Source organism: Rhodococcus sp. NPDC003318 (assembly GCF_042879035.1).
Taxonomy (GTDB): domain Bacteria; phylum Actinomycetota; class Actinomycetes; order Mycobacteriales; family Mycobacteriaceae; genus Rhodococcus_G.
In genome coordinates, this window is record NZ_JBIAOU010000009.1 from 154,021 (window position 1) to 177,402 (window position 23,382).

General features: G+C 69.6%; 24 protein-coding genes. 13 read left to right on the forward strand and 11 right to left on the reverse strand.

Features of this window, described 5'->3' with window-relative positions; genetic code table 11:
* The first annotated feature begins 73 nt into the window (after positions 1 to 73).
* From ACFYVR_RS16495 to ACFYVR_RS16515, 5 genes are all read left to right on the forward strand, one after another.
* Positions 74 to 1,357, forward strand: a complete 1,284-nt coding sequence (locus ACFYVR_RS16495; protein WP_387474931.1) for an ABC transporter substrate-binding protein — start codon at positions 74 to 76, stop codon at positions 1,355 to 1,357.
* A gap of 57 nt (positions 1,358 to 1,414) precedes the next feature.
* On the forward strand, positions 1,415 to 2,473 hold the full coding sequence (locus ACFYVR_RS16500; protein WP_387474933.1) for a carbohydrate ABC transporter permease: 1,059 nt from the start codon (positions 1,415 to 1,417) through the stop codon (positions 2,471 to 2,473).
* On the forward strand, positions 2,473 to 3,480 hold the full coding sequence (locus ACFYVR_RS16505; RefSeq protein ID WP_387474935.1) for a carbohydrate ABC transporter permease: 1,008 nt from the start codon (positions 2,473 to 2,475) through the stop codon (positions 3,478 to 3,480). The genes ACFYVR_RS16500 and ACFYVR_RS16505 overlap by 1 nt, the downstream gene beginning before the upstream one ends.
* A 10-nt stretch (positions 3,481 to 3,490) precedes the next feature.
* On the forward strand, positions 3,491 to 3,796 hold the full coding sequence (locus ACFYVR_RS16510; protein ID WP_387474937.1) for a hypothetical protein: 306 nt from the start codon (positions 3,491 to 3,493) through the stop codon (positions 3,794 to 3,796).
* An 89-nt stretch (positions 3,797 to 3,885) separates the two neighbouring features.
* Complete coding sequence (locus ACFYVR_RS16515) at positions 3,886 to 6,069, forward strand: transglycosylase domain-containing protein (protein ID WP_387474939.1); 2,184 nt, start codon at positions 3,886 to 3,888, stop codon at positions 6,067 to 6,069.
* Between the two features lie 91 nt (positions 6,070 to 6,160).
* Here the strand turns inward: ACFYVR_RS16515 and ACFYVR_RS16520 are convergent, their stop codons facing one another.
* Positions 6,161 to 7,108 (reverse strand): DUF1214 domain-containing protein, encoded by a 948-nt coding sequence (locus tag ACFYVR_RS16520; RefSeq protein ID WP_387474941.1) that lies wholly within the window; start codon positions 7,106 to 7,108, stop codon positions 6,161 to 6,163.
* Between the two features lie 267 nt (positions 7,109 to 7,375).
* On the opposite strand from ACFYVR_RS16520, the gene ACFYVR_RS16525 reads away from it, so the two are divergent.
* Positions 7,376 to 8,137, forward strand: coding sequence for an SDR family oxidoreductase (locus ACFYVR_RS16525; protein WP_387474943.1), 762 nt, complete (start codon positions 7,376 to 7,378; stop codon positions 8,135 to 8,137).
* A gap of 116 nt (positions 8,138 to 8,253) precedes the next feature.
* On the opposite strand, the gene ACFYVR_RS16530 is transcribed toward ACFYVR_RS16525, so the two are convergent.
* The 5 genes from ACFYVR_RS16530 to ACFYVR_RS16550 form a co-directional block, all read right to left on the reverse strand.
* Positions 8,254 to 9,348: an inositol-3-phosphate synthase gene (locus tag ACFYVR_RS16530; RefSeq protein ID WP_387474945.1), complete on the reverse strand. Its 1,095-nt coding sequence runs from the start codon at positions 9,346 to 9,348 to the stop codon at positions 8,254 to 8,256.
* Entirely contained in the window at positions 9,341 to 9,901 is a 561-nt protein-coding gene (locus tag ACFYVR_RS16535; RefSeq protein WP_387474947.1) for a PadR family transcriptional regulator, read from the reverse strand. Before ACFYVR_RS16535 ends, ACFYVR_RS16530 begins: the two co-directional genes overlap by 8 nt.
* Before the next feature lie 148 nt (positions 9,902 to 10,049).
* Complete coding sequence (locus tag ACFYVR_RS16540) at positions 10,050 to 10,877, reverse strand: DUF1707 domain-containing protein (RefSeq protein ID WP_387474949.1); 828 nt, start codon at positions 10,875 to 10,877, stop codon at positions 10,050 to 10,052.
* Positions 10,878 to 10,886: 9 nt separating this feature from the next.
* A complete protein-coding gene (locus ACFYVR_RS16545) occupies positions 10,887 to 11,738 on the reverse strand; it encodes a DUF1707 domain-containing protein (protein WP_387474951.1) in 852 nt (283 codons plus the stop codon).
* A 9-nt stretch (positions 11,739 to 11,747) separates the two neighbouring features.
* Positions 11,748 to 12,581: a DUF1707 domain-containing protein gene (locus tag ACFYVR_RS16550; RefSeq protein ID WP_387474953.1), complete on the reverse strand. Its 834-nt coding sequence runs from the start codon at positions 12,579 to 12,581 to the stop codon at positions 11,748 to 11,750.
* Between the two features lie 137 nt (positions 12,582 to 12,718).
* On the opposite strand from ACFYVR_RS16550, the gene ACFYVR_RS16555 reads away from it, so the two are divergent.
* The 3 genes from ACFYVR_RS16555 (at position 12,719) to ACFYVR_RS16565 (ending at position 17,540) form a co-directional block, all read left to right on the forward strand.
* A complete protein-coding gene (locus ACFYVR_RS16555) occupies positions 12,719 to 13,144 on the forward strand; it encodes a DUF5318 domain-containing protein (protein ID WP_387474955.1) in 426 nt (141 codons plus the stop codon).
* A gap of 584 nt (positions 13,145 to 13,728) precedes the next feature.
* Positions 13,729 to 15,906 carry a transglycosylase domain-containing protein gene (locus tag ACFYVR_RS16560; protein WP_387475006.1) on the forward strand — a complete coding sequence of 726 codons (2,178 nt, stop codon included), beginning with the start codon at positions 13,729 to 13,731 and terminating at the stop codon, positions 15,904 to 15,906.
* A gap of 14 nt (positions 15,907 to 15,920) precedes the next feature.
* On the forward strand, positions 15,921 to 17,540 hold the full coding sequence (locus ACFYVR_RS16565; RefSeq protein ID WP_387474957.1) for a glycosyltransferase family 87 protein: 1,620 nt from the start codon (positions 15,921 to 15,923) through the stop codon (positions 17,538 to 17,540).
* Positions 17,541 to 17,809: 269 nt separating this feature from the next.
* Here the strand turns inward: ACFYVR_RS16565 and ACFYVR_RS16570 are convergent, their stop codons facing one another.
* The 5 genes from ACFYVR_RS16570 to ACFYVR_RS16590 all read right to left on the reverse strand — a co-directional run bounded on the left by ACFYVR_RS16570 (position 17,810) and on the right by ACFYVR_RS16590 (position 21,493).
* Positions 17,810 to 18,601 (reverse strand): 2-keto-4-pentenoate hydratase, encoded by a 792-nt coding sequence (locus ACFYVR_RS16570; protein ID WP_387474959.1) that lies wholly within the window; start codon positions 18,599 to 18,601, stop codon positions 17,810 to 17,812.
* Entirely contained in the window at positions 18,598 to 19,233 is a 636-nt protein-coding gene (locus ACFYVR_RS16575) for an alpha/beta hydrolase (protein ID WP_387474961.1), read from the reverse strand. Before ACFYVR_RS16575 ends, ACFYVR_RS16570 begins: the two co-directional genes overlap by 4 nt.
* 89 nt (positions 19,234 to 19,322) lie before the next feature.
* Complete coding sequence (locus tag ACFYVR_RS16580; RefSeq protein WP_387474963.1) at positions 19,323 to 19,904, reverse strand: GNAT family N-acetyltransferase; 582 nt, start codon at positions 19,902 to 19,904, stop codon at positions 19,323 to 19,325.
* Positions 19,905 to 19,909: 5 nt separating this feature from the next.
* On the reverse strand, positions 19,910 to 21,268 hold the full coding sequence (locus tag ACFYVR_RS16585; protein WP_387474965.1) for a hypothetical protein: 1,359 nt from the start codon (positions 21,266 to 21,268) through the stop codon (positions 19,910 to 19,912).
* Positions 21,269 to 21,277: 9 nt separating this feature from the next.
* Positions 21,278 to 21,493: a hypothetical protein gene (locus ACFYVR_RS16590; protein WP_387475010.1), complete on the reverse strand. Its 216-nt coding sequence runs from the start codon at positions 21,491 to 21,493 to the stop codon at positions 21,278 to 21,280.
* Between the two features lie 235 nt (positions 21,494 to 21,728).
* Here ACFYVR_RS16590 and rpsF point away from each other — a divergent pair, with 235 nt between their 5' ends.
* The 4 genes from rpsF (at position 21,729) to rplI (ending at position 23,382) form a co-directional block, all read left to right on the forward strand.
* Entirely contained in the window at positions 21,729 to 22,016 is a 288-nt protein-coding gene (gene rpsF, locus ACFYVR_RS16595; RefSeq protein WP_387474967.1) for a 30S ribosomal protein S6, read from the forward strand.
* Between the two features lie 88 nt (positions 22,017 to 22,104).
* Positions 22,105 to 22,617, forward strand: a complete 513-nt coding sequence (locus ACFYVR_RS16600; protein WP_387474969.1) for a single-stranded DNA-binding protein — start codon at positions 22,105 to 22,107, stop codon at positions 22,615 to 22,617.
* Positions 22,618 to 22,669: 52 nt separating this feature from the next.
* Positions 22,670 to 22,912 (forward strand): 30S ribosomal protein S18, encoded by a 243-nt coding sequence (gene rpsR / locus ACFYVR_RS16605; RefSeq protein ID WP_007537290.1) that lies wholly within the window; start codon positions 22,670 to 22,672, stop codon positions 22,910 to 22,912.
* Positions 22,913 to 22,929: 17 nt separating this feature from the next.
* Complete coding sequence (rplI, locus tag ACFYVR_RS16610; RefSeq protein ID WP_387474972.1) at positions 22,930 to 23,382, forward strand: 50S ribosomal protein L9; 453 nt, start codon at positions 22,930 to 22,932, stop codon at positions 23,380 to 23,382.

Below are 23,382 nucleotides of genomic sequence, written 5' to 3' on the forward strand. Positions count from 1 at the left end.
GCCACAGTAGGCGACGACATATGCCTCGGCCCGGGTGACGGGCCGGACAGTCGGGCTTCTCGAAAGGTGGACCATGGGTTCCTTCAGCACGCGGTCGCGGATCGCGGTGGCGGCGTCGGCAGTGGCGCTGCTCGCGCTCGCCGGTTGTTCCAGTGACGACAGCAGCGGCGGCGGTAGCGTCGACGAGGCCGTCGGCCAGAACCTCGACGGACGCGGCGACATCACGTTCGCGATGGGCAAGAACGACGTCGACAAGCTGCAGCCGGTGATCGAGAAGTGGAACGCCGCGCACGCCGACGAGCAGGTCACCCTCAAGGAGCTCGCCGGTGAGGCCGACGATCAGCGCAACCAGCTGGTGCAGTCGCTGCAGGCGGGTAACGCCGACTACGACGTGATGGCCCTCGACGTCACCTGGACCGCGGAGTTCGCCGCGAACGGCTGGCTGCAGCCGCTCGAGGGTGGGCTCGCGATCGACACCGCGGACCTGCTGCCCGCGACCGTCGACAGCGCCACCTACCGCGGCACCCTGTTCGCGGCACCGCAGAACACCAACGCCCAGCTGCTGTACTACCGCACCGACCTGGTGCCGACGGCGCCCGCCGACTGGAAGGCACTGACGGACAGCTGTGCGGCCGCGGTCGCGCAGACCACCGACTGCCTGGTCACCCAGCTCAAGCAGTACGAGGGCCTGACCGTCAACACCACCCAGTTCATCAACTCGTGGGGCGGCGCGGTCGTGGCCGAGGACGGCAAGACCCCGGAGGTGACGTCGCCGGAGTCGAAGGCCGGTCTGCAGGCGCTGGTCGACGCCTACAACGGCGGCCAGATCGCGAAGCGGTCCACCTCGTTCACCGAGGAGGAGACCAACCTCGCGTTCGTCGGTGGCGAGTCGGTGTACGCCTACAACTGGCCGTACATGTACACCAACGCGGAGAAGGACGGTTCCGCGGTGAAGGGCAAGGTCGCGGTGGCGCCGATCGTCGGCCCCGCCGGTGCGGGTGCGTCCACCCTCGGCGGCTACAACGACGGCATCAACGTCTTCTCGAAGAGCAAGGCCACGGCCCGTGACTTCGTCGCGTTCATCCAGAACGAGGAGAACCAGATGTCGTTCGCGGACGCGTCGTTCCCGCCGGTGCTCCGGTCGGTCTACGACGACCCGGCGCTGGTCGCGAAGTACCCGTACCTGCCTGCGCTCAAGGCCGCGCTCGAGAGCGCGCAGCCGCGGCCGGTGACGCCGTACTACAGCCAGATCTCGAAGGCGATCCAGGACAACGCGACCGCCGCGCTGACCGGCAAGGTGACCGTCGACCAGGCGGCCACCGACATGGCGGCCGCGATCACGAACGCCGCCAAGTAGCGCCTGCGCGCCCGGTTCGGCAGTTCCACGAGAGAGCAGGAAATCAGGTAGCCGAAGATGACCGACTCTGCCGAGCCGGGTGCCCGTGACGGGGACGCCGCGACCGAGGTGATCGACCTCGGCCGCGGCGTCCCCGCGTCCGGCACCCCCACCGATCCCCCGCCATCTCCGAAACGGGTCCGCGACTGGCGTCCGGTGTACCTGATCGCGCCGACCCTGGTGGTTCTCGCGATCGTCATCGTCTATCCGGTCGTCAAGGCCGTGATCCTGTCGTTCCAGCGCAACCCGGGGATCGACCCGGACACCGGGCGGTTCGTGCAGGGCGGTTTCGCCGGGCTCGACAACTACCTGCTCTGGCTGACCGGCAACTGCGGCGAGGGCCGCGGAACCTGCCCGCCCGGAACCCTCGGCGCGGACTTCTGGCCCGCGGTCGGGGTAACGCTGCTGTTCACCGTGGCGATCGTCGGCATCTCCACGCTTCTCGGCCTGTGGATGGCGACGATCATGAGCCGCAGCTTCGTCGGCCGGTCGTTCCTGCGTGCCAGCGTGCTGATCCCGTGGGCCATCCCCACCGCGGTCACCGCGAAGCTGTGGTTCTTCATCTTCGCCGAGAACGGCATCGCGAACAGCCTGCTCGGCACCGACATCGCCTGGATCACCGACCCGTGGGCGTCCCGGTTCGCGGTGATCATCGCCGACGTGTGGAAGACGACGCCGTTCATGGCGCTGCTGATCCTCGCCGGGCTGCAGATGATTCCGCAGGAGGTGTACGAGGCGGCCCGCGTCGACGGCGCGAGCGCCTGGCAGCGGTTCACGTCGATCACGCTGCCGCTGGTGAAGCCGGCGCTGATGGTCGCGATCCTGTTCCGCACCCTCGACGTGCTGCGGATCTACGACCTGCCGGCGATCCTCGGCGGCACCTCCGGCTCCACGCCGATCTCGACGGTGGCGATCCTGACCGTCGCGGACATCCGGCAGAACAACTACCAGAGCGCGTCCGCCCTCTCGACGCTGATCTTCCTGGGAATCTTCGCGGTGGCCTTCGTGATGGTGAAGTTCCTGGGCGCCAACGCCGTGCGCACCCAGAACGAGCAGCGCAAGGGAGGTGACCGCTGATGGGCAGGCACAGCCTTCCCGACGAGAGCGCCGCGTCCGGAGCTTCCGCACCGTACGAGCGGTTCACGACGGAGACGCCGAACGACTCGCTCGAGACGCGCGTGATCCCCGCCGTCGTCGTGCTGGACGATCCGGAACCGGTGGCCCCCGAGGACTCCCCCGCGCCGCGCCGTCGCCGGCCCGTCGGACCCGCGGTCCGCAACTACCTCGGCGTGATCGTCATCCTGATCTGGGGCCTCGCCCCGTTCTACTGGATGGTGGTCACCGCCTTCCGCGACAGCGCGTACACCTTCGACACCACGCCGTGGCCGACGCACCTGACGTTGGACAACTTCAAGGACGCCCTGTCGACCGACACGGGCAACGACTTCCTCGGTGCCATCGGCAACAGCATGATCATCGCTGCGGTGACCACCGCGGTGGCGCTGCTGCTCGGCGTGTTCACCTCGTACGCGCTGGCGCGGATCGACTTCCGCGGCAAGTACGTCGTCACCGGCATCATCCTCGCCGCGTCGATGTTCCCGACGGTGGCGTTGGTGACGCCGCTGTTCCAGCTGTTCAGCGACATCGGGTGGATCGGCAAGTACCAGGCGCTGATCGTTCCGAACATCTCGTTCGTGCTGCCGCTCACGGTGTACACGCTGACGTCGTTCCTGTCGGACCTGCCGTGGGAGCTCGAGGAGGCCGCCCGCATCGACGGTGCGTCCCGCGGGCAGGCGTTCCGGCTGGTGATCCTGCCGCTCGCGGCGCCCGCCCTGTTCACCACCGCGATCCTCGCGTTCATCGCGACGTGGAACGAATTCCTGCTCGCCAGCCTGCTGTCCAACGACCGCACCGAGCCGGTGACCGTGGCGATCGCCCGGTTCGAGGGGCCCGACGCGTTCAGTCAGCCGTACGCGGCGATCATGGCGGCGGGCACCCTCGTCACGATCCCCCTGGTGATCATGGTGCTGATCTTCCAGCGCCGCATCGTGTCCGGTCTGACCGCCGGCGGCGTCAAGTCGTGAGCGGCGGCCGGTGAACGACGCCCGGGGGCGGGCCCGGCGCAGGCAGCAGCTCGAGATCCTGATGGGCGTGCTCGGGTTCGTCACGGTGATGGCGTTCGTCGCGGCGGTGGTCGGCATCGTCCGCGGCGAACCCGGGGTGACGCCGTCGCTGGTGCTGCTCGCGCTGGTGGTCGCGCTCGGTCTCACCGTCCGGGCCTGGATGCGGCTTCGCCGCAGTGGTGCACTTGTGGAGGTCCCGCCGTCCGTTTCTGCACCACTGCCGCGGAGCGGCAACACGCGGGCTACGCTGCCGGTGGTGGACGTCGGCGATGGGTGATGCCACGATGCGACTGGACGACGGGCACGCCTGCCCCGTCCCGTACTGCCCGCCGATCCATGTTCTTCTGACCGTTCAGGAGAGTGCATGTGAGCTCCTCGCCCGCCGCGACCGCCGACCCGAACACGCCCTCGGACGACCCGGGTGGCGAGGGACCGGCGCGCAAACGGCGACGCCGCCGCCGGATCGCGTGGGCCGCGCTCGCGGTGGTGATGCTGCTGCTGGTGCTGCCCGCCGCGGTGTTCGCGGTCGCCTACATGCGGGCAGTGGTGCCGAGACCGGCGGACATGCGCACCAACCAGGTTGCCACCATCGTCGCCGCGGACGGCTCACCGATCACGAAAGTCGTTCCACCCGAGGGTAACCGGACCGACGTCCCGATCGATCAGATTCCGGAGCACGTGCGGACGGCCGTGCTCTCCGCCGAGGACCGCGACTTCTACTCCAATCCCGGCTTCTCCGTCAGCGGATTCGCCCGCGCGGCCCGCGACAACGTCCTCGGCAAGGACAGCGCCGGTGGCGGCTCGACCATCACCCAGCAGTACGTGAAGAACACCCTCGTCGGAGCCGACCGCAACGTCGTCCGCAAGATGTGGGAACTGGTGATCTCGTCGAAGATGGCGCGGCAGTGGTCGAAGGACGACATCCTCGCCGCCTACCTCAACACCATCTACTTCGGTCGCGGCGCCTACGGCATCGCGGCGGCGTCCACGGCGTTCTTCGGCAAGCCGGTCGGTGACCTCACGGTCGCCGAAGGCGCGATGCTCGCCGCGGTCATCCAGAGTCCCTCGTCCCTCGACCCGGAGACCAACCCCGTGGCGGCGCGGGCCCGGTGGGCGTACGTGCTCGACGGCATGGTCACGATGGGCGTGCTCTCCGCCGAGGACCGTGCCGCGCAGGAGTTCCCGCTCCCCCGGCCCCTCGCCGAACTCGACGACGTCGGTGCCGCCCGAGGTCCGGAAGGCCTGATCCGTGCGCGTGTGCTCGAGGAGTTGGCCGCGTCGGGCATCAGCGGGCAGGAACTCAACACCGAGGGCCTGCAGATCACCACGACGATCGACCCCGTGGCCCAGGCCGCTGCGATCGACGCCGTGACCGAGACGCTCGACGGGCAGCCCCCGGAACTGCGCACCGCGGTGGTCTCGATCGACCCCCGCACCGGGGCCGTGCGGGCCTACTACGGCGGTGCCGACGGCGCCGGGTTCGACTTCGCGCAGGCGCCCCTGCAGACCGGATCCGCGTTCAAGGTGTTCGGGCTCGCCGCCCTGCTCGACTCGGGGAAGGGACTGCAGACGACGTTCAACTCGGCGCCCCTGACGGTCGGCGGCGTCACCATCACCAACGTCGGCGGCGAGTCGTGCGGCACCTGCACCATCGCCGAGGCGCTCAAGAGGTCGCTGAACACCAGCTTCTACCGCATGACGCTGTCGCTCGAGGACGGCCCGCAGAAGATCGCCGACATCGCGCACGCCGCGGGGATCCCACTGCACATCCCGGGTGTCGAGGGTGTCAGCCTCAGCCAGGACGGCGGGCCACCGGAGAACGGAATCGTGCTGGGCCAGTACCAGACCCGGGTGATCGACATGGCGTCCGCCTACGCGACGATGGCCGCGTCGGGGGTGTACCGGGCGCCGTACCTCGTGCAGCGGGCCGTCACCGCCGACGGTCGGGTACTGCTGGACCGCGCGCCCGATCCCGGCGAGCAGCGCATCCCCGCACCGGTCGCCGACAACCTCACACAGGCCATGATGCCGATCGCGGCCTACTCCAACGGGCACGCCCTCGCGGGTGGCCGCCCCTCGGCGGCGAAGACGGGGACCGCGCAACTCGGCGACACCGGACTGAACAAGGACGCGTGGATGGTCGGGTACACGCCCTCGCTGTCGACCGCGGTGTGGGTCGGCACCGAGCAGGCGCAGTCGATCGTGACCCGGTGGGGCGGGTCGATCTACGGGTCGGGGCTGCCGTCCGACATCTGGAAGGCGACGATGGACGGCGCACTCGAGGACACCGACCGGGAATCGTTCCCCTGGCCGAAACCCATTGGGGGACAGGCCGGTGTGCCGGCGAACTCCGGGGCGACCGGAGGCACGTCGACGGCCCGGGCGCCCGCGGCCGCGACCCCCGAGCCGCCCGCACCGGTGGCGACGGTGCCGGAGGTGGCCCCACAGCCCGCCTCTCCGGCTCCCATCCGGGTGCCGATACCGGTCGTGCCCCCGGTACCGCGTTCGGTGGAGATCCTGCCCGGCGTCGTGATCCCCCTGCCGGGTTGACCGCGTGTACCGACGAGTGGTCGCACCCCATTCGGGCCCGACTCACTGCAGCGGCGGTCCCGCGAAACGGGTTCGCCTCCCCCGAAGGAGGTCAGGAGGCTGGGACCACCGGCGGTAGCTGCCAGGTGCCGCCAAGGACCGACGCGCGGGGACGGTAGAGGCGGACGAGGAAATTCCAGTCCTCAGGGGTCGGGATGACGTTCGACGTGCCCTCGGGAAAGTCGCCGAACCGCACCGTCACCGAGCCGTCGGCATTCGGGTCCGCAGTGATGTTGTTGATGCTGTAGGCGTTTCGCGGGTTCTTCTCGAAGAAGCCCTCCGCGTTGTAGACCGAGATCGACCAGAACCCGTCCACCGGAACGTCCCGGAGCGTGATCTCCTGGTTGCCGTTCGTCGACGTCGGGACGACGCCGATGTAGGAGGCCTCGTCGCTGGGCAGGCCACCCCAACCGGCAGCGGTGCCGAGAAGGTGACGGATCGGGTCGACCTGCTCGGGCCGCCCGAACGTCGAGTCGAAACCGGTCAGCCCCGCGGCCAGTGTCAACAGCGCCTCACGCGTGGCGTCCAGGCTGGCGACGTCGTAGTCGGGGGAGACGAACGGCTGCGCGGACGCGGCGGTGATCGCGAGCTGATCCTGCACGGCTGCGACCGCCGCGAGGTCGCCGGGCAGGGCGGGGTCGACGAGCGTGCGCACCGCGACCACCACGTGGCGGGTGCCGAAGTCGGCGGCCCGCAGTTCGTACTTCCCCGCATCGTGGAAGATCGCCCCCACGTAGTGGTCCTGGTTGACGACCATCGCCGACAGGTACCGGTCGCCGTGGTCGGGGATCGTCAGCGTCGCGCCGTCCACGACGTCGACGACCGCGAAGCTGTACAGCGTGTCCCGGTTCAACCGGATGACGGTCTGGTGGTCGATGGACGCGGGTTCGCGGTTGTGCGCGAAGGTGTTCACGGCACCGGCATCGCGCTGCAGGTCCGCGAACATGCGGTCCGTCTCGGCTCGCACGAAGTTGTCGACGTTGACGTGGATGCTCACCATGGGAGTCCTTCGTTCGGTTCTTCCGGTACCTGGGTGCACCCCGGGGCGGGCGTGGGTCGAGGCGCACGGTCAGACTCTCACGAGGGCGGCCACATTTCCGGGCGCCGCGTCGCAGAATCATCCCTTGCGGGTGACCCCTGTGCCGTGCACGGCCGATCACGAACCCGCTCGGGGACGACCGGTGATGCCGAAGCGTGCGCTCCACTACGGTTGCGGCGAGGCGTTCGAGCAGGTCGAACCGATCGACACCGGAACGAGGGGAGCGCAGTGGGCACGAGCACGACGCGACAGAACATTCTCATCACGGGCGCCAGTTCGGGCCTCGGACGTGGCATGGCACGGGAATTCGCCGCGCGGGGGCGCAATCTCGCCCTCGCCGCCCGCCGCGTCGAGCGGCTCGAGGAACTGCGCGACGAGCTGCTCGCCGCGCACCCGCGGATCACCGTCGCGATCCGCGCACTCGACGTGAACCGGCACGACGACGTGTTCACCGTGTTCAGGGCGTTCGACGAGGAACTCGGCGGCCTCGATCGGGTGATCGTCAACGCCGGCCTCGGCAAGGGACAACCGTTGGGCACCGGGTACTTTCGGGCCAACTCCGCGACCGCGACAACCAATTTCCTCGGCGCGCTCGCGCAGAGCGAAGCGGCGCTGGAGCTGTTCCGGCCCAGGAATGCCGGACACCTGGTGCTGGTCTCGTCCGTGAGCGCGGTTCGTGGCATGCCGCGCAACCTGACCACCTACGCGGCGTCGAAGGCGGCGGTCGCCGCGCTGGGGGAGGGGATGCGGGCCGACCTGGCGAAGACGGGGATCGGTGTCAGCACCGTCTTCCCGGGTTTCATCCGCTCGGAGATCAACGAGAACGTGAAGAAGGTGCCGTTCATCGTCGACACCGAAACCGGTTGCCGCGCATTGGTGAGGGCGATCGAGAAGGAACCCGCCAAGGCGTACGTCCCGGCCTGGCCGTGGCTGCCGATCGCCACCGCCATGAGGGTGCTGCCGCTGTCGGTGGTGTCCCGCGTCGTCTGACCCGTGAGTCCTTTCGGCCCGCGAGAGGACCAAGAGGACTCACGGTCCCAGGACGCCGGTGGCGGTGGGCGAGTTCGTGACTCGCCCACCGCCGCGGGTGGGATCTTCGACGAGGATCAGGCCTCGATGATGAAGGCCTCGAGCTCGGTGCGGGCCTTGTCGTCGGCCATCTGGACCGGCGGGGACTTCATCAGGTACGCCGACGCGGGCAGGATCGGGCCGCCGAGGCCGCGGTCCTTGGCGATCTTCGCCGCGCGGATCGCGTCGATGATGATGCCGGCCGAGTTGGGGGAGTCCCACACCTCGAGCTTGTACTCCAGGTTCAGCGGGGCGTCACCGAACGCGCGACCCTCGAGGCGGACGTACGCCCACTTGCGGTCGTCGAGCCACTCCACGTAGTCCGAGGGACCGATGTGGACGTTGCGGTCGTGCACCTTGCCGGACAGCGGGCCGTTGAGGTTCGAGGTGACGGCCTGCGTCTTCGACACCTTCTTCGACTCCAGGCGCTCACGCTCGAGCATGTTCTTGAAGTCCATGTTGCCGCCGACGTTGAGCTGGTACGTGCGGTCGAGCACCACGCCGCGGTCCTCGAACAGCTTCGCCATCACGCGGTGGGTGATGGTGGCGCCGACCTGGGACTTGATGTCGTCACCGACGATCGGGACGCCCGCTGCGCGGAACTTCTCGGCCCACTCCGGGTCGGACGCGATGAACACGGGCAGCGCGTTGACGAACGCGACACCGGCGTCGATCGCGCACTGCGCGTAGAACTTGTCGGCCTCCTCGGAGCCCACCGGCAGGTAGGAGACGAGAACGTCGACCTGCGCGTCCTTCAGAGCCTTGACGACGTCGACGGGCTCGGCGTCGGAGACCTCGATGGTCTGCGCGTAGTACTTGCCGATGCCGTCGAGGGTCGGGCCGCGCTGGACGGGGACGTCGAGTGGCGGCACGTCGGCGATCTTGATGGTGTTGTTCTCGCTGGCGAGGATCGCCTCGGACAGGTCGAACCCGACCTTCTTGGCGTCGACGTCGAACGCGGCGACGAACTGCACGTCGCGCACGTGGTACTGGCCGAACTTGACGTGCATCAGACCGGGGACGGTCGAGCTCTCGTCCGCATCCTTGTAGTACTGGACGCCCTGGACCAGGGACGAGGCACAGTTCCCCACGCCCACAATGGCCACGCGCACCGCGGTGCTGTTCTCACCCATGGTCGGGTTCTCCTTCTTTCTTCGGTGACGCTGTTGGTGTTTGCTCGGCAGCGATCAGCTCGTTGAGCCACCGCACTTCACGCTCGCTCGACTCGAGCCCGAGTTGATGGAGCTGGCGGGTGTAGCGGTCCAGTGAGCCACTGGCCCGCCCGATCGCGTCGCGGAGCCCTTCCCGGCGCTCCTCGACCTGACGGCGACGACCTTCGAGGATCCGCATCCGCGCTTCCGCGGGGGTGCGGCTGAAGAAGGCGAGGTGCACCCCGAAGCCGTCGTCGGTGTAGTTCTGCGGTCCGGTGTCGGCCACCAGTTCGGTGAACCGCTGCCGGCCCTTGTCGGTCAGCTGGTAGACGCGGCGGGCGCGGCGCTTGACCGTCCCGTCCGGACCGACGTCCTCGGCGATCAGCCCGTCGGCCTGCATGCGGCGCAGCGTCGGGTAGAGCGATCCGTAGGAGAAGGCGCGGAACGCTCCCAGGAGGCCGGTCAGCCGCTTACGCAGCTCGTATCCGTGCATGGGCGACTCGAGGAGCAGCCCGAGAATCGCCAGCTCGAGCATCCGTGTGCACCTCCCCTGTCGTCCAAACCTAACCGCATGATGCGACCACCAACTATATCGCAGCGATATAAACGGGCGCAGGGAGCTGGTCTGTTACCCACGCCACTGTGGGGCGGGCTGTGCAGGCGTGGAACGGCGCGGCGACGCGTCAGTCGGTGGGCAGGTTGACCTCGAGGACCTCGCCGTCGAACCCGGCGACCATGTACGTCGAGTTCTCGAACGCATCCGTGACGTAGATGGAGACCACCGGTTCGGTGACCCGCTCGTTCGTGTCGTACTCGAACCGGATCTGGCTGACCTCGCCGTCGGGCATCCGCAGCGTCTCGGGCGCACCGGAGACCAGCGGGGCGATCGCGGCGAGGTCGACCGCACCGAGATCCAACGTCGGGGTGTCCCTCGACCGGGACGAGTCACTCCCGAACGAGTCGAACTCCCCGTCGTACGTGTAGTCGAGGTACCTGGTCGGGTCGGTGTCCGACTGCCGGTCGACAGACGCGTGCTCCGGGAACAGCAGAACCTCGTCGGCGACCGTGTCCCCGAAGTGTGCGCGGTAGTCGTCGACGAAGTGCCGGACACCGTCGCCCGTCGTGAGCATGGGGACCGCCGCCGACGACGACGAGAATCCGCCTCCGTCCGAGCACGATCCGGCCAGCGCCCCGACAACGGCCGCGACCGCGACGATCCCGGCGCCCACGGCCCACCGCCGGCCGCCGCCGGGCTGCCGCTCACGTGGACGACGATCCGGCCGGACCACGGCCGACTCGTCGTAGCGCGAGGGAATCTGCAGGTCGTCGACCAATTTCCCCAGCTGCTCGAAGGTGGCGGCCTTCATCGCCCGGGCGGTGCGGGTGGCGTGCTCGGCCTCCGTCAGCTGTCCTTCCGCGAACGCGGTGTCGAGCAGACCGCACATCTCGACGCGGTCGGTGTCCCGCGCGCGCAGCTTCATCCGAGTCGTCTTCATCCGAGTCGTCGCCACCGGTGCTCCCTACTGTCCGAACGGGTAGGCGCGCTGCACCTCGCCGGCCAGGCTCGCCGTGAGGTATCCGCTCTCGCTGAAGTCGTTGCCGACGTAGACACTGATGGCGGGCCCGTACCGGCCGTCGGGCTCGACGGAGAAATAGCTGATCGTGCCGCCCGGCACGTTCAGCAGGGCCGGCGCCTCCGCGAGCACCCGGGCGAGGCCCGCCTGGTCGACGTCGGCGAGGTCCACCGTCGGTGTGTCAATCCTGCGCGTCATCGGGTCGCCGGAGGGCTCGAAGCCGTACCGGTAGCTGTAGTCGATCTGGCGATTCGGCTCGCGGGGCAGCGCGCGGGTGACACTGGCGTGCACGTCGTGGAGGTAGAGCTCGTCGACGACGGTGTCGCCGAACTCGGCGCGGTAGTCGTCGACGAACTGCGCGAACCCCTCGGCGGTCGAGAGCACCGGCGTCGGGATCACGCGTGGCGGAAGTGCATCGAGGGCTCCGGCCACGGCCGCGGCCGGAGCCGGGCTCGCCGGGACGTCGTCGTCGCGGCCGACGAACCAGAAGGCGGCGATCGCGGCCACGAGCGCGGCGCCCGCGGTCCCGGCGAGGAAGCGTCGAGCGCGGGCCGCGGGATCGACGGGTGCCGGGCTGCCCGGGATCGACGTGGTCGGTCGCGGCGGCTCCGCGTCCTGCAGGTCCTCGACCAGTGCCTCCAGGTCGCCCAGGGTCCTGGCGTCGGCGAGCAGGTCGGCCCGCAGGTCGTGCTCGGCCACGTCGAGCTGACCGTCGGCGTAGGCGGCCTCCAGGAGTGTGAGCACAGCGGCTCGGTCGGCGTTGGTCGCGCGGGTCGACGATGGGTACGGACGGGCCACGGCGGAATCCTAGTTCGCTCGAATCGCCTGCGCGCCGCCGCCGTCGAGCCCCGCGACGACGTAACCGACCGCCCGGTCGCCCTCCAGGACGTAGACGGTGACCGTCGGCCGGCCCGAATCGGCGACCAGGACGTGCTCGACACTCCCGGCCGGCGCACCGACGAGCGTCGGGGCCTCGGCAATCAGCCGCGCGACGGCCGCGGCGTCCACCCGTGCCAGGTCCACCGCGGTGGTCCGCGGCGACGTCGGTTCGGTCCCGGTCGGTTCGAACTGCTCGGCCAGTTCGTAGGCGTCGACGCGTCCGGAGACTCCCGCGGTGGCGCGGGTGACGCGCACCCCGTCCGGATACAGCGCGAGCGACGTGACCGTGGTGTCGCCGAACCGGTGCCGGTAGCGGGCGACGACCGCGTCGATGCCGGACTCGGTGAACGGGTCGACGGGTGTCGTGAGGTCCGGCGGCGCATCGGGCGTCGCATCGACGTCGACGGACGATGCCGGCGACGTGGGTGTGGCGTCCGGTTCCCGGTCGAGGAGGGTCAGTGCGGCGACTCCCACGGCGAGGACGACAGCCGCGACCGCGGCCGCGGCGACGAGCCGACCCCGGTTCGAACGGCGACCGACGGGGTGCGTATCCGCCACCGAGGCGGGCAACTGGAGATCCGACGTCAGATTCCGGAGTTCGCCGAGAGTGTCCGCGGTCGCGGCCTGCGCGATGCGGTCGTGGTACTCGCCGGCGCCCAGCTGGCCCTCCGCGTAGGCGGCCTCGAGAAGCCAACGGGCGTTCGTGCGGTCGACGTCCCGGGCCCGGGTCGAATCGCGCTGCGGTGGCACCTTCGGAATCATAGGGGCGACCGTCGTCGGCAGAGTGTGTGGACCGTCACTCGTATTCGTCGGCTTCTTCGGCGTTTCGCCAGGCGCGTCGCGGTGAATCGGTCGGACGACCCGAGACCGGGCGGCCCCGCCCACGTACTCTGGTCAACGTGCGATTGCAGCGGCAGGTGGTGGACTACGCCCTCCAGCGGCGATCCCTGCTGGCCGAGGTGTATTCCGGCCGGACCGGGGTCACCGAGGTGTGCGATGCCGGCCCCTATCTGTTGCGTGCCGCGAAGTTCCACGGCCGGCCGTCCGAGGTGACGTGCCCGATCTGCCGGAAAGAGCAGCTCACGCTCGTCTCGTGGGTGTTCGGGGACAAACTCGGTCCGGTCTCCGGATCGGCCCGGACCGCTGACGAGTTGGTGCGGCTGGCGGCGTCGCAGGAAGAGTTCTCGGTGCATGTCGTCGAGGTGTGCCGGACGTGCAGCTGGAACCACCTGGTCCAGTCGTACGTCCTCGGCTCCGCGCCCGCACCGAAACGGACCAGAACCCGATCTACCCGCACGCCGAGTCGGCGTACCGCGAGTGAGTGAGCGGCGCCGACGACATCTGACCGTTGCCCGAGCTGCTGTGACCTTCAGGTCCGGCTGCGGCTTGACCGAGCGGCACGACCGTGCCCACGCGAGTACTGGAGATTTCCCACGTGAGTTCCCCCTACAACGATCCGCAGGGTGGTGGCCGGCCCACCGGAGAGCAGCGGCCGGCCGGTCCGCCACAGGGTGGTCGTCCTCCCGGGTACTCGCAGCCGAACCAGCCGCCGCCCGGGTACGGCCGGCAGGCTCCGCAGGGCCGTCCCGGCCAATCCGGTCCGACGCAGCCGCGCTACGCCGCCGGGGCGCCCGGCGGGCGTGCGCCGCAGCATCAGCAGTACCCCCCGCAGTATTCGCAGGGCCGGCCGATGCCGCCGCGCCCCGTCCCGCCGCAGAGCGCCGCGCAACGACCCGGTGCTGCGCGCTCGCCCCAGTCCCCGCCGCGCACCGCGGCGGCCGTGTCCCCCTCGTCCGCACCGTCCCGGCGCACCCAGGGCGGCAACGGCGGCGGTCGGCCCCCGGCCGGCCCGCCTCCGACCGGCCGTTCCGGTGGATCGGGCGGACAGCCCCCGAAACCCCCGAAGAAGATGAAGTCGAAACGCTGGAAGATCGTTCGTCGCACCGTCTACAGCCTCGTCGCGCTCGGCCTGATCGTGCCGCTGCTCACGTTCATGGTCGCGTACGTGGCCGAGGACGTGCCGCAGCCCGGCGACATCAAGACCAACCAGGTCGCGACGATCTACGCCAGTGACGGCAGCACGGTGCTGAGCACGATCGTGCCGCCCGAGGGCAACCGCACCGACGTCACCATCGACCAGATCCCGGTGCACGTGCGCAACGCCGTGCTCGCGGCCGAGGACCGGGACTTCTACTCCAACCCCGGCTTCTCGGTGTCCGGTTTCGCCCGCGCGGCCCGCGACAACGTGCTCGGCAAGGAGAGCGCCGGAGGTGGCTCGACGATCACGCAGCAGTACGTGAAGAACGCGCTCGTCGGGTCCGAACGCTCCATCACCCGCAAGATGAAGGAGCTGGTGATCTCCGCGAAGATGGCCCGGCAGTGGTCCAAGGACGACATCCTCGCTGCCTACCTGAACACCATCCCGTTCGGTCGGGGCGTGTTCGGCATCGCGGCCGCGTCCGAGGCGTACTTCGACAAGCCGCTCGAGCAGCTCACCGTCGAGGAGGGCGCCGTCCTGGCCGCGACCATCCAGCAGCCGTACGGTCTCGACCCGTCCACGAACCCGACCGGCGCCGAGGCACGCTGGAACTACGTCCTCGACGGCATGGTCGGAGCCAGCACCCTCGACGCCGGACAGCGTGCCGCGATGGTGTACCCGTACGTGGTCCCGGTGTCGGACGTGAACACCGGTGCGGAGGGCAGCGGCCCGGCCGGCCTGATCCGCAGCCAGGTCGTCAAGGAGCTGGAGGCCAACGGCATCAACGAGCAGGTCCTCAACACCGAGGGCCTGCAGATCACCACCACGATCGACAACCAGGCCCAGCAGTCCGCCGTGGACGCCGTCACCTCCAACATGGAGGGAGAGGACGAGAACCTGCGTACCGCGGTCGTCTCGATCGACCCGAAGACCGGTGGAGTCAAGGCGTACTACGGCGGCGACGACGGCGCCGGCTACGACTTCGCGCAGGCCGGCCTGCAGACCGGCTCGTCGTTCAAGGTGTTCGGTCTGGCGTCGGCGCTCAACGAGGGCCTTCCGCTGTCGAAGATGTACGACAGCGGCCCGTTGACCCTCGGCGGCGTCACCATCACCAACGTCGAGGGCGAATCCTGCGGCACCTGCACCATCGCCGAGGCGCTCAAGCGGTCGCTGAACACCAGCTTCTACCGGCAGATGCTCTCGATCGAGAACGGTCCGGAGAAGATCGCGGAGATCGCGCACCTGGCCGGTATCCCGGAGCAGATCCCCGGCGTCGCGGGCACCAGCCTGCAGGAGTCGAACGGCAAGTCCGAGAACGGCATCGTGCTCGGCCAGTACCAGTCGCGGGTGATCGACATGGCGTCGTCGTACGCGACGCTGGCCGCGTCGGGTGTGTACCGGGCGCCGCACTTCGTGGAGAAGGTCGTCACCGCCGACGGCACGGTCCTGCTCGACCGCGGCACCGACACCGCGGGCGAGTCGCGGATCGATGCCGCCGTCGCGGACAACGTCACGGCGGCGATGGCGCCGATCGCCGCGTACTCGCGGGGCCACGCGCTGGCGGACGGCCGACCGTCGGCGGCGAAGACCGGTACCGCGCAGCTCGGGGACACCGGGCAGAACAAGGACGCGTGGATGGTCGGGTACACGCCGTCGCTGTCGACGGCGGTGTGGGTCGGCACCGAGCAGGGCCTGCCGCTGCAGAACGCGTGGGGCGGCCTGATGTACGGCTCGGGTCTGCCGTCCGACATCTGGAAGGACACGATGGACGGTGCGCTCGACGGCACCGACGTCGAGTCGTTCCCGACCCCCGCCGCGATCGGCGGCCAGGCCGGTGTGCCCTCCTTCACCGCCCCCTACACGCCGCCGCCGACCACCACCGCGGCGCCGACCACCACCGCGGCGCCGATCACGATCCCGCCGCTCGAGGTGACGCAGCGGCCCGTCGAGATCCTGCCCGGCGTGACGATTCCGGTCCCCGGTCTGCGGCCCGCGCCGACGACCCAGGCGCCCGCGCCGACGGGGACGGGTCAGACGACCGGCGAGGACGAAACCGATCAGGGTCAGGCGGGGGCGCGTCAGGCCGTGCCCAGCGGACAGGGCCAGTAGGTAACGTCGCGACGGTGGCGGAGGACTCAGGGATCAGCACCGCGGACGGCGACGCGGACACGGTGACCGTGACGTCACCCGCCCCGCTCGCCGACGACCGGCGGTCGGCGGACCGGGACCTGCCCGGCCGCACCGACCCGCTCACCGCGCAGGCGGCGAGCGTGATCGGCGGCCCGGTCGGCCGGCGTGCGCTGGTCGGACGGCAACGGTTCCTGACACCGTTGCGGGTGATCCTGCTCCTCGCGGTCGTGTTCCTGGCGTTGGGGTGGTTCGGCAAGGCGGCATGTGTCCAGCAGGCCCCCAACGGTCCCGGCGGCGTGCTCGGGCTGGATTGGAGCGGCAGCCGCCAGTACACGGCGCTGTGCTACTCGGACACCGTCCCGCTCTACGGCGCCGAACGCCTCGACGAGGGCGCGTTCCCGTACAAGAAGTCGTGGGAGGAGCCCGCGTCCGACGGGTCGGTGCAGACGCGGTACATGGAGTACCCGGTGCTCGCCGGGCTGTACCAGTACGTGTCGATGACCGTCGCGAAGGCGTGGCATGCGGCGCCGTGGCTGCCGGGCGCGCTGCAGGTGGTTCTCTACTTCAACGTCGTCGCGTTCGGGCTGGCGGTCGCGTGGCTGGTGACGGTGTGGTCGACGGTGCTGTTGGCCGGCCGCCGGATGTGGGATGCGGCACTGGTTGCGGTGTCGCCCCTGGTCGTGGTGCACGCCTTCACCAATTTCGATCCGCTGGCAACGGCTCTCGCCGGTGCGGGGCTCCTGGCGTGGGCGCGGCGACGCCCGGTGCTCGCGGGGGTGCTGCTCGGGCTCGGTGGCGCGACGAAGCTGTACCCGCTGATGCTGCTCGGCCCGCTTCTGGTGCTGTGCCTGCGGGCCGGCCGGTTCCAGGACTGGTGGCGGGCGGCGGTCGCCGCCGGAGCGGCGTGGCTGGTGGTGAATCTGCCGATCGCCCTGGCCTTCCCGGACGGGTGGCACGAGTTCTTCCGGCTCAACTCCGAACGCGGCGCCGACCCGGACTCGCTGTACAACGTCGTCTCCTCGTTCACCGGCTGGACCGGATTCGACGGGGTGCTGGCGCGCGGGGAGAGCCCGACGATCCTGAACACGGTGTCGCTGTTGCTGTTCGCCGGGGTGTGCGCCGGCATCGGCTGGATCGCGTTGACGGCACCGCGCCGGCCGCGGGTGGCGCAGCTGTGCTTCCTGCTCGTCGCCGGGTTCCTGCTGACGAACAAGGTGTGGAGCCCGCAGTACTCGCTGTGGCTGGTGCCGCTGGCGGTACTGGCTCTGCCGCACCGCCGGATCCTGTTGGCGTGGATGACGATCGACGCACTGGTGTGGGTGCCGCGGATGTACTACTACCTCGGCGTCGGGAACAAGGGCCTGCCGGAGCAGTGGTTCACCGCGACCGTCGTCGTCCGCGACCTCGCGGTGCTCGTCCTGTGCGCCATGGTCATCCGGCAGATCTACCGGCCCGACGAGGATCTCGTTCGCGCTGCCGGGGTGGACGACCCCGTCGGCGGAGTGCTCGACGGCGCCCCCGACGCGCCACCTCGGTGGCTGCCGGGATGGCTGACTCCCGAGGTTCCGGGGCGGGCGTGGTCGGTGTCCGGCCCGCCGACGCGGGTGTCCTGAGTCACTTCACCTTCTTTTCACGGCGATACGGTCAGCTGATTCCCGGCTGTTTGCCATGGCATTGTCACTGTTTAACGGAACAATCCCTACTACAAAGGAAAGGAGTTGTACTGGAATGCTTCTCGGATCCCTGGGGCTGGTCGTCAACGGCCTGCTCGAGTTGCTGGGTGGAACGCTGGGCGGTCTGCTCGTCGGCCTCGGCAGCGTCGTCTGATGCGCGAGACGACCCTCCGCCGAAACCCCGACCCTTGGCGGAGGGTCGTTCGCACTCAGCTTCCGGTGACGGTGACCGTGCCGAGGTGCGTGAACTCGGCGTCGATGCGGTCGCCGGGTTCGACGAAGACGGCGTCGGTCATGCCGCCGGTGAGGACGATCCAGCCCGGTTCGAGTGCGACACCACGCTCGGCGAGAGCGTTGGCCGCCAGCGCGAGTGCCTCGGCCGGATGGCCCTGCACCGCAGCGCCGGTCGCGGTGTCCACGACGGCGCCGTTCACCGACAGCACGCACGTCTCCGCGACGAGGTCCAGGTCGGCGGGTCCGAGTTCGACTCCGCCGAGGACGAACCGCGCCGACGAGGCGTTGTCGGCCACGACATCGGGAAGTGTGAACCTGAAATCGATGTAGCGGCTGTCGATCACCTCCACGCCCGCGTACACGGACCGGACGGCCGCCAGCGCCGACTCCGCGGTCACGCCGGGTCCTTCCAGCCGCTCACCGAGGACGAAGACGATCTCCGGTTCGACGCGCGGATGGATGAGTTCGCCGGTCGGCACCGGTGCGCCCGCCTCGAGGATCATCGCGTCGGTCAGCCACGCCGTCAGCGGCGAACCGATGCCCATGCGTTGCTGTTTCGCGGCCGAGGTGAGCCCGAGTTTGACGCCGACGATCTTCTCGCCGGCGGCCACCTTGCGCGCGATCAGTTCGTCCTGCACCCGGTAGGCGGTGTCGAGGTCGAGTTCGGGCCAGTCGTCGGTGACGGGGTGTCGGTCGGTGCGCGTCGCCTCGGCGCCCAGGAGGACGTCGGCTGCGGACCGGACGGTCCAGGTGTGTTCGTCGCTCACGCCGTCACCGTGCCGTCGATCCACTCCCGCAGGGCGGACAGCGTGGTGGCGGAGATCCCGTGCCCGCCGGGGTCGCGGTGCGACGAGGCGGACGCTCCGGAATTCCCGTTCAGGTAATCCCAGGTGCGCGTGAGCAATTCGGCCGGGATGACGTGGTCCTGGTCGCCCTGGGCGACGAACACCGGCAGGTCCGCGAGGCGTCCGGGGCCGACGGGCACGCCGGCGTCGAAGGGGAGCGTGCCGTAGAGGACGGCGGTACCGGCGTACCGGCCGGGATCGTCGAGGAGCAGGCCGCCGGCGAAGGCCGCCCCGCCGCTGAAGCCGACGAGGACCACCGGGCGACCGGGCGGCGCCACCGAGTCGAGCCAGTCGCGGAACCATGCCATGGTGGCCGCGAGGGATTCGGCGACGGGCCGGCCGATGCCGCGGTTGGCGAACCAGGCGAAGCCCGTTCCCTCGGCGATCGGGGCGCGCACCGCGGCGTAGGCGATGCCGTCCGGCAGGTGGGGGGCCAGCGACAGGATCTCGCGATCGGTCGAGCCGCGGCCGTGCAGGAGCACGACCAGGGGAGCGGACGGATCGTCGGTCCCGTACGTGGCGGTGACGGGCGCGGCGAAGGACGTGGCGGGCATGGTCGCTCCTCGCATAGTTGATGCTTCAAGTCGAGAGGGTAGCCGCATCCGTTCCCGTGTCAACAGCTGTGCCGCCCACGGCGCACCGTTCACCCGATTCGGTGCTCGAGCCCCGTCCGGGCCGCGGGCCAGTCGTCGTCGGTCATCGCGAACAGGGCGGTGGTCCGCCAACTGCCGTCGCGGCGGCGCCGGTGCTTGCGCAGCAGCCCCTCGAACTGCGCGCCCAGCTTCGCGATCGCCGCCCGCGACTGCGCGTTGCGCTCGTCGGTGTGCCACTCCACCCGGACGGCGCCCAGCTCCTCGAACGCCCGGCGCATCAGCAGGTACTTCGCCTCCGGATTGATCGCGGTGCCCTGCGCGGCCCGGGAGATCCACGTGTAACCGATGGCGAGGCAACGGTGCGCGGGCCGGATGTCGTAGTAGGACGTCGTGCCGACGACGGTGCCGGTGGCGACGTCCACCTGCGCGAAGGCCGTCCGGTGCGGATCGGCGGACGCCGCCCGGATGAACGCCTCCGCGTCCTCCAACCCGGCGATCGGAGCCGACGTCCATCGGAACAGCTCGGGGTCGTCCGCGGCGTCGGCGAGCCCGGCGGCATGCGCGGCGACGAGAGGTTCGAGGCGGACGCGCCGTCCGTCCAGAACCGGTGCGCTGTACCAGGATTCGTTCACCGTCGTCATCTCGCTGCCGTCGCCGCTTCCGGTGGGGTGGGGGCCGCCGCCGGCTTCGGAAGTCGGGGGTCGGCGCGGAGGAACAACACGAAGAACACGACGAGCAGTACGGCGCGACCCCACACACCGAACTCCACGACGAGTTTCTCGGTGGAGGGGTCGCTGCCCGAGGCGAGGGCGGCGAAGTAGCGGAACACGCCGACGCCCATCGCGAGGTCGGCGAGCAGGTAGGCGCCGACCAGGGTCCACGGCACCCGCAGCAGCACCAGGAACGGGATGAGCCACAGCGTGTACTGCGGTGAATGAACCTTGTGCAGCAGCAGGAATCCGCACAGCATCGCCGCGCTGACCATCAGCCACGGGTAGCTGCCGTCGCGGCGGTGGCGCCGCCAGCCGAGCCACAGCGCCAGCGCGAACGCCGCGGTGATCAGCAGCGGGGACGCCACCGACACGAACCGCGCGTAGTCGGTCCCCGGGCCCTCCACGCCGTCGAACCACGGCCGAATTCCCCAGTACCACACGGAGTTCGTGGTGATGTCGGCCTGGCGATCGGACTGGAAGGCGAACGACGCGGTCCAGCCGTCCCAGCCGAGGACCGCGAACGGCAGGTTGATCGCCGCCGCGGTCGCCACCGCCGCCCCGGCGACCGCGAGTGCGCCCTTCGGGTCGTAGCGCCCCGGCACGGTCGGCGGCAGTTCGCGTCCGTCGATCCCGCCGGTGAACACGTACGCCATCAGCGGCAGGACGAACAGGCCCGGATAGATCTTCAGGCACATCCCGACGGCCAGCAGCACCGCGGCGAGAGCGCCGCGGGCGCGCAGCGGAATCCGGTCGAAACACGTGACGACGAAGATCGCCGCGGTCGCGGCCGCGACCACCGGCAGTTCCCAGTTGTGGAACGCGTACAGCACCAGCGGCGGTCCGGCCGACCACAGCAGCGCCGGCCAGCCGGCGAGGCGACCGAGCATCCACGCGGTCGCCAACCCGAACGGCGTCAGGATCAGCGCGGAGTGCAGCAGGAACGCCGCGTCGGTGTGCGCGTCGATCGCGCCCAGCCACATCAGCAGCCCGCTGAGCACCGGGTACTCGACGGCCCCGCCGATCAGCGCGCCGGCGTCGGTGATGCTTCCCGTCAGGTAGGGGAAGACGTGATTGTCGATCTCGCGTCCGCTCCACAGGAACTGGATGTCGGAGTAGCAGACGGACGAGTCCTTGATCCGGTCGAAGATCAGGCTGCGTCCGATCGCGTCGAACGGGGCGCCCGCACAGCGCGCCTTGTTGAGGTAGGCCAGTGCCAGCGTCAGGGCACACACCAACGTCACGGTGACGGTCGTGGTGGTGCTCGCCCGTGACCGTGTCCCCATGTCGCCACCCTATCGTCGCGGACCGGATCGGATCGGTGTGTGCCGCGTCAGCACCACCTCCACCGCGCTGAGGGCACGGAAGACGAGCGGCCCGATGCCCAGCCCCAGTGGGATCGTGATGCCGGGTGCGCGGAACTTCAGCGGCGCCTCGAGGACCGAGACGGCGAGCACCATGCCCAGCGAGGTGAACGTCACCGCCACGCAGACGGCTCCGGCGGCATCCATCGCACATCCTCCCGCTCGTGCCCGTTCGGGTCGCCGGGCAGTCGGGCACAGTGTGCCCGTGCGCATCCGGGCGCAGGGGCCTTTCGTGGCACGGTCGTGCCACCGCTCGCCTGCGGGAGGCGATTTCGCAGGTCAGCGGCCCCTCGTGTACCCTGCAAAGGTTGCTGACGCAACGACCCTCCTGTCACGGATCGTCCGTGACCGTTTCACAGTCCATAGGAGGTGATGAGGTCTTATGCGTCATTACGAACTGATGGTCATCCTCGACCCCAGCCTGGACGAGCGCACTGTCGCCCCGTCGCTGGATACGTTCCTCAATGTTGTCCGCCAGGACGGCGGCTCCGTCGACAACGTCGACGTCTGGGGCAAGCGTCGTCTCGCGTACGAGATCGCCAAGCACAGCGAAGGCATCTACGCGGTCATCGACATCAAGGCCACCCCGGCCACCGTCAACGAGCTGGATCGCCAGCTCGGCCTGAACGAGTCGGTGCTTCGCACCAAGGTTCTGCGCCACGCCAAGTGATCGCAGTGCGCCGCGAGCCGAGACGGGCGTCGGAGTGACGTCCTAGGCTCGAGGCAATCTGGATTCCACACACTGCAGGAGGAACCACATGGCAGGCGACACCGTGATCACCGTCGTCGGGAACCTGACGGCCGATCCCGAGCTCCGCTTCACCCCCGCGGGTGCTGCGGTCGCGAACTTCACCGTCGCGTCCACGCCCCGCACCTTCGACCGCCAGAGCAACGAGTGGAAGGACGGCGAAGCGCTATTCCTCCGCTGCAACATCTGGCGTGAGGCAGCGGAGAACGTCGCGGAGTCGCTGACTCGCGGTTCGCGGGTGATCGTGCAGGGCCGGCTCAAGCAGCGGTCCTACGAAACCCGCGAGGGTGAGAAGCGCACTGTCGTGGAGCTCGAGGTCGACGAGATCGGCCCCTCGCTCCGCTACGCCACGGCCAAGGTCAACAAGGCCAACCGCGGTGGCGGCGGCGGTGGCGGCTTCGGTTCCTCGGGTGGTGCGGGCGGTGGACGCCCCGCGGCCGGTCCGGTGGACGACCCGTGGGGCAGCGCCCCGCAGTCGGCCGGTTCCTTCGGTGGCGGTGGAAACGACGAACCGCCGTTCTGACCCCGCGCGGGAGTCGGAACGCGACGAACATTGAGAAACACGGAGAAGGACAATGCCGAAGCCGCCGTTGCGCGACAAGGTGATGAAGAAGAAGGTCTGCACCTTCTGCAAGGAAAAGAACGTGCAGATCGACTACAAGGACACGACGCTGCTGCGTAAGTACGTCAGCGACCGCGGCAAGATCCGTGCGCGCCGTGTCACCGGCAACTGCGTCCAGCACCAGCGGGACGTGGCCGTTGCCGTGAAGAACTCGCGTGAGGTTGCGCTGCTTCCTTACGTCTCTACGGCTCGCTAAGGAAAGGGAGGGAAGACATGAAGCTGATCCTCACCGCTGACGTGGACAACCTCGGTGCGCCCGGCGACACCGTGGAGGTCAAGGACGGCTACGGCCGCAACTACCTGCTGCCCCGCGGTCTGGCGATCGTCGCCACCCGTGGCGCCCAGAAGCAGGTCGAGGGCATCCGTCGTGCCCAGGAGGCCCGCGCCGTGCGCGGCCTGGACCACGCCAAGGAGCTCAAGGCCGCGATCGAGGGCATCGAGGGCATCTCGCTCTCGGTGAAGACCTCGGACGCGGGCAAGCTGTTCGGCTCGGTCACCGCGGCGGACGTCGCCGGCGCCATCAAGGCCGCCGGTGGTCCCGTGGTCGACAAGCGGATCGTCGAGCTGCCGAAGGCCCACATCAAGGCCACCGGCAAGCACCTGGTGCTGATCAACCTGCACCCGGACGTCACCGCCAAGTTCCACCTGAACGTGGTCGCCGACTAG